This window comes from Binatus sp. (SeqCode) (genome assembly GCF_036522015.1).
GTDB lineage: Bacteria > Desulfobacterota > Binatia > Binatales > Binataceae > Binatus.
Map to the genome: position 1 here is coordinate 1 of NZ_DATDGQ010000042.1, position 5,644 is coordinate 5,644.

Annotated in this window: 5 protein-coding genes; all 5 read left to right on the forward strand. The window is 62.7% G+C overall.

All coding sequences use genetic code 11. From position 1 onward, the window contains the following. Positions 1–529 (forward strand): CDP-alcohol phosphatidyltransferase family protein (locus tag VIW95_RS01730; protein WP_331583390.1); only part of this gene is annotated, 529 nt, incomplete at its 5' end. A 265-nt stretch (positions 530–794) separates the two neighbouring features. Next, on the forward strand, positions 795–2,372 hold the full coding sequence (locus VIW95_RS01735) for a 2-isopropylmalate synthase (protein ID WP_331583392.1): 1,578 nt from the start codon (positions 795–797) through the stop codon (positions 2,370–2,372). Positions 2,373–2,619: 247 nt separating this feature from the next. Further along, positions 2,620–3,735 carry a 3-isopropylmalate dehydrogenase gene (leuB, locus tag VIW95_RS01740; RefSeq protein ID WP_349259276.1) on the forward strand — a complete coding sequence of 372 codons (1,116 nt, stop codon included), beginning with the start codon at positions 2,620–2,622 and terminating at the stop codon, positions 3,733–3,735. Then, positions 3,732–4,718 carry a hypothetical protein gene (locus VIW95_RS01745; protein ID WP_331583396.1) on the forward strand — a complete coding sequence of 329 codons (987 nt, stop codon included), beginning with the start codon at positions 3,732–3,734 and terminating at the stop codon, positions 4,716–4,718. Before leuB ends, VIW95_RS01745 begins: the two co-directional genes overlap by 4 nt. 8 nt (positions 4,719–4,726) lie before the next feature. Then, on the forward strand, positions 4,727–5,458 hold the full coding sequence (gene truA / locus VIW95_RS01750; RefSeq protein WP_331583398.1) for a tRNA pseudouridine(38-40) synthase TruA: 732 nt from the start codon (positions 4,727–4,729) through the stop codon (positions 5,456–5,458). Positions 5,459–5,644 lie beyond the last annotated feature (186 nt).

Here is a 5,644-nt window from a genome sequence, read left to right on the forward strand (position 1 = left end):
GTTCGTGCTGTGCTCTGCACTGCGCCTGGCGCGCTTCAACGTACAAACCGCGACGGCGGACAAGAGCCGTTTCGTCGGGCTGCCCGTGCCGGGCGCGGCCGTGATGATTGCCGGACTTGCACTGGCGTACAGCTATTTTGAGCTTGACGCGCCGCGGACGCTGTGTACGTTGATGGTGCCGATCACGCTCGCGCTCGGCGGCCTCATGATCTCGCGAGTGCCCTACCCCAGCTTCAAAACTATCAAGCTCGAAAAGCGCGCGCAGGTCGAACTGGTAGTCACGATGATGGTGTTCGCTGCGATGCTGTTCGCGATGCCGCAGCTCACCGCCTTCCTGTTCTCGACTGCGTACGTGCTGTCGGGACCGGCGCTGATGCTGCGAGGCGAACGGCTGAGCGCCAAGGTCTCGGTGCTGCGCCCGGTAGCGTCCTCCACCGACAAGTCGCATGACGCCAACGGCAAGGCGCGTGAACCCGACTCCGCCCGCACCACTGGTAGTCTCCGCGAGCCTCCACCGGTGCATCGCTAGGCTGCTTGACTGACGTCTCCGCCGACGCTTAGAATCTGTACACGATGTATTGCAACCTGCTACCGGAGCTGCTGCTTAGCCTGGCCCTTACAAGGGTCCACGCCAGGCGCGCGTCCGGACAGGTTTAACGGCCTGATTAAACTGAGACACACGCCCCGGGCAGTGGGCCGATCGAAGCCGCCCGGGGCGTTTTCTTTTTTGGCTTTCCGCTCCTGGCAAACGATCGGCAGCTGATCCCGCGGCGACGATGCGGGAGGAAATGACGATGGCACACGCGAACACGGCTGCGCACAACGAAAACGACAACGACTACGTCCGAATCTTCGACACGACGCTGCGCGACGGCGAGCAGTCGCCCGGCTGCACGATGAACGTCGAGGAGAAGATCGCGCTCGCGCGGCAGCTCGAACGCCTGAACGTGGATATCATCGAAGCCGGCTTTGCCGTTTCTTCGCCCGGCGATTTCGAGTCCGTTAACCGCGTCGCGCAGGCGCTGACCGAACCGATCGTACTGAGTCTCTCGCGCACGCAAGAAGGAGATGTCGATGCGGCGCTGCGCGCGGTGGACAAAGCAAAGCATCCGGGAATTCACATTTTCATCGCGACCTCGGAAATCCATCTCAAGTACAAACTGAACATGAATCGCGAGGACGTGCTCGACGCCGCCACCTGGGCCGTCACGCGAGCCAAGAAGCATCTCGACTACATCGAGTTCTCCTGCGAAGACGCGTCGCGCTCCGACTGGGATTACATGGTCGACGTTTGCAGCGAGGTAATTCGGGCAGGCGCTACCGTGATCAATCTGCCCGACACGACCGGCCACGCGATCCCCGAAGAATTCGGACGGATGTTCGCGTACATGCGTGAAAAAGTTCCCGGCGCCGACAAGGTAATCTGGAGTGCGCACTGTCATAACGATCTCGGGCTGGCGGTCGCGAATTCGCTGGCGGCGGTGCGCAACGGCGCGCGTCAGATCGAATGCACCATCAACGGAATCGGCGAGCGCGCGGGCAACTGCTCGCTGGAAGAAGTCGTAATGGCGATGAAGACGCGCCGCGACCTGATGGGCGTCGGCTCGCGGATCAACACGCGCCAGATCTATCCGGCCTCGCGCCTGCTGTCGCAGGTGATCGGACAGTCTGTGCCGGCGAACAAACCGATCGTCGGCGACAACGCGTTCGCGCACGAAGCCGGAATCCATCAGGACGGTGTGCTGAAGTACAAGCTCACCTACGAGATCATGAAGCCCGAGGATATCGGCATCCCGTCGAACAAGCTGGTGCTCGGCAAGCATTCGGGGCGTCACGCGTTCACCAACCGGCTGAAGGAACTTGGCGTCGATATCGACGACGTCGACGTGAACAAGTCGTTCGCCGAGTTCAAAGAGCTCTGCGATAAAAAGAAAATTGTGTACGACGACGACATCCTGGCGCTGGTCACCGAGAGCGCCCGCCGGACAATCGACCACTTCGAGCTGATCGATTTGAAGGTCGGCTCGTCCAGCAGAAGCACGCCCCACGCGGAAGTCACGTTGCGGGTGGAGGGCAAAGAATGCTCGGCCGAGGGCGAAGGCGACGGGATGGTCGATGCGTGCTACAAGGCGATTTACAAAATCGCCGCAATCAATCCCGCGCTCGAGCGTTACGCGGTCAAGGCGATAACCGGCGGCACCGACGCGCTCGGCGAAGTGAGCTGCATGATTCGCGAGAACGGTGTGACCGTCGCCGGCCAGGGCGCGCATAGCGACATCGTGATGGCGAGTGCGCTCGCGCTGGTAAACGCGCTCAACCGGCTGAAGGCGCGCAAGCACGCGCCGCTCAAACCGACCAGCGACGTGCGGTAAGCCGCGGAAATGGGGCTTGCCGCAACATCCCACTTGGGCTACTGCTTTGAGGGCTTGGATTTGAATTTGAATTCGCTCTTCATCCTGCGCGATACGCGGCTTTCGGCGGCTCCCGCCGTTGTGGCGAGATTTGCTACAGCGCCATCGCGCCAATCTGCGATCCTGATTTCCGAGGCTATACACTGACGGGTCGAGACTGTCCGACACTCCTCCCGATCATTCACGTCCAGGCGTTCAGCGCTTTCGCATGGCCTATAAAATTCTAGTTTTGAAAGGTGACGGCATCGGCCCCGAGGTCGTCGGCGAAGCCCTGCAGATTCTCAAGATCATCGCGCGCCGATCCGCGGTCGATCTCGAGTTCAAGGAGGGTTTGATCGGAGGCCATGCGATCGACAGCACGGGCTCGCCACTACCGGACGAAGTGGTGAAGATCGCGCAGGACAGCGACGCGATTCTGCTGGGCGCGGTCGGCGGACCGAAGTGGGACAATCCCAACGCGGAGAAACGTCCCGAGCAAGGTCTGCTTGCAATTCGAAAAGCGCTGGGACTGTTCGCCAACCTCCGTCCCGTCAAAGTCGTCAAGGAACTTATGGCCGCGTCACCGCTGAAGCCCGAACTGATCAACGGCGTCGACATGGTCGTGATCCGCGAGCTAACCGGCGGTATCTACTACGGCAAGCCAAGTGAAAAGCGAGGGGCGAAGGAAAACCGCGAGGCGGTCGATACCTGCTTTTACACTGAAGCGGAGATTACTCGCGTCCTCACGTTCGGCTTCGAGCTGGCTCGCGAGCGTCGCAAGAAACTGACCTCAGTTGACAAGGCCAACGTCATCTCGACATCGCGGCTGTGGCGCGAAATCGCAACCGAGCTGAGCGCGCGCTACAAGGATGTCGCCTTCGAGAACCAACTGGTCGATTCGATGGCGATGCATCTGATACGGCGGCCCAAGGACTTCGACGTTATCGTCACCGAAAATATGTTCGGCGACATTCTGACGGACGAGGCTTCGGTGATCGCGGGCTCGATGGGCATGCTGCCGTCGGCGTCGCTTGGCGAAGAACTCAACAGCGCCGGCTTCCGGGTGGGACTGTACGAGCCGATTCACGGCAGCGCGCCGGACATCGCGGGCCGCGACGAGGCCAACCCGCTCGCGGCGATCCTGTCGGCGGCAATGTTGCTCGAGCATTCGCTCGGGATGCGCTCCGAAGCCGAACTCATTTCGCAGGCTGTCGAATCGGTCGTGCGCGACGGCTACCGCACTCGCGACCTTCACGGCGGCACCGGCACGCAGATCGTGGGATGCAAGGCGATGGGCCGGTTGGTGCGCGAAAAGCTCGAAAGCACTGAAAGCGAAGGCGAATGAGCAATACCCGCGAGCCGAGAGTGGCGGTAGTCGGCGCCACCGGCGCGGTGGGCAATCAACTCATCGAGCTGATCGCCGCGCGCGGGTTCCAGCTCAGCGACCTGAAACTGTTCACCACCGAAGCGGGCGCGATGCAGACCGTGGACGCCGGCGGTGAGGAACGCCTGGTCGACGCGCTGGAGTCTCCAGCCGATCTTCACGATTTCGATATCGCCTTCCTTGCGATCCCCGCGCCGCGCGCGGCCGAAATCATTGCCGCACAGCCAGGTCCGATTCTGATCGATCTGAGCGCGGCGAACCGCCCGCCGTCCGACGTGCCAATGGTCGCGCCGGGGCTCACTTCACGTGAGGCGTTCGCGCAATTGCGTAACACGAAAGTCTTCGCGATTCCTCATCCCGCCGCGCACGTGCTCGCCACCTGCCTCAAAGCGCTCGGCACGCGCGGCGGATTCGTTGCCGCGACCGCGATGCTCGGCGCGAGCGCCGGCGGTATGGAAATGCTCACGGCCACCGTCGATCAGACCACCGATCTTCTGAGCGCGCGGCTGGAGCTCGATGACGACGCAGTCCAGCGCGGGTTCAACGCATTCATGCGCGAGCATGAGCGTTCGGTCGCGTCCGCAATCGCCGCGCAGGTCGCGATGCTGCTCGACAAAGCGCCTCCGCTTTCGGTGCAGGCCGCCGCAATTCCCGTCCTTCACGGTTCCGCGTTGACTGTCGATATCCAGCGGCCGCGCGATCGCACGGGTAACGGTGAAGATCCTGTCGAGCTGCTGCGCGTCGCGCCCGGCATCCTGATCGCCGAGGAAGGCGAGCCGCTCGGCGTGATCGACGCGGTTGGCCAGGAGGCCATCGTGGTCAACGTCGAGACGCGCGCCGAGTCGCTGTCTCTATGGTGCGTTTTCGACAACACGCGGCTGGCGGCTCTGGGAGCGCTCTGGATCGCCGAGACGCTGGCACTCAGCTCGCCGACACTGGCCTGATCCGCGCGATGGTCCTCAAGCTTACGCTCGAGTACGACGGCAGCAACTATTCCGGATGGCAGCTTCAGCCGCGTCACGATTCGATTCAGGGAAGGATCGAGGCAGCGCTCGAGCGAATTTTCGCCGCGCCGGTACGCGTGTTCGGCGCGGGCCGCACCGACGCGGGCGTGCACGCGCGCGGGCAGGTCGCTTCGATTTCGATTCCGCGCCCCTTCGACCCGGACGAATTGCAGCGCGCGCTCAACTCGATCCTGCCGGCTGACATCGTGATGCTCGACATCGCGCCCGCGCCCGACGACTTCGATCCGCGTCGCGCCGCCCGTGCGCGCGTATACGAATATCGCGTGTTGAATCGCAAGGTCGCCTCGGCTTTCGAGTATCGCTATAGCTGGCTGGTCCGCGACCGGCTCGATCTCGCGGTGATGAACTGCGCTGCGCAAATCTTTGTCGGTGAGCATGATTTCGCCGCGTTCCGATCGCTCGGCACTGAAGTGAGGACCACGATTCGCCGCGTGACTTCGAGCGAATGGACGCGCGAGGGCGACATACTTCTCTACCGCGTCGAGGCAAACAGTTTCCTGCGGCACATGGTGCGGGCGATGGTCGCGGCGATGGTCGAGGTGGGACGCGGCAAGCTCACCGCTGACCAAGTCGCTGCGATTCTCGCCGGCCTCGATCGAGGTGCGGCTCCCGCCAATGCGCCGCCGGGCGGTCTGTACCTCGTCGAAGTCCGCTACTGACGGGGTGATCGTGCAGGGCGCGCGATTCGTCCGCGCAAACCCCTTGGGGCTCAAGGTGAAGGCGACGAGCCTGTGCAAAAACCATCACGAACCCTAGAAAAAATCGCGATTTTGGGGCCGCCCGCACTTGAAATTCCCGCGCTACTCGTTCACCCTCACTGAAAGCCCGCAACCCGGTACGCAAGG

Coding starts and splice junctions, on each gene's coding strand:
- VIW95_RS01735 (WP_331583392.1), top strand. CDS start 795: ATGGCACACGCGAACACGGCTGCGCACAACGAAAACGACAACGACTAC.
- leuB (WP_349259276.1), top strand. CDS start 2,620: ATGGCCTATAAAATTCTAGTTTTGAAAGGTGACGGCATCGGCCCCGAG.
- VIW95_RS01745 (WP_331583396.1), top strand. CDS start 3,732: ATGAGCAATACCCGCGAGCCGAGAGTGGCGGTAGTCGGCGCCACCGGC.
- truA (WP_331583398.1), top strand. CDS start 4,727: ATGGTCCTCAAGCTTACGCTCGAGTACGACGGCAGCAACTATTCCGGA.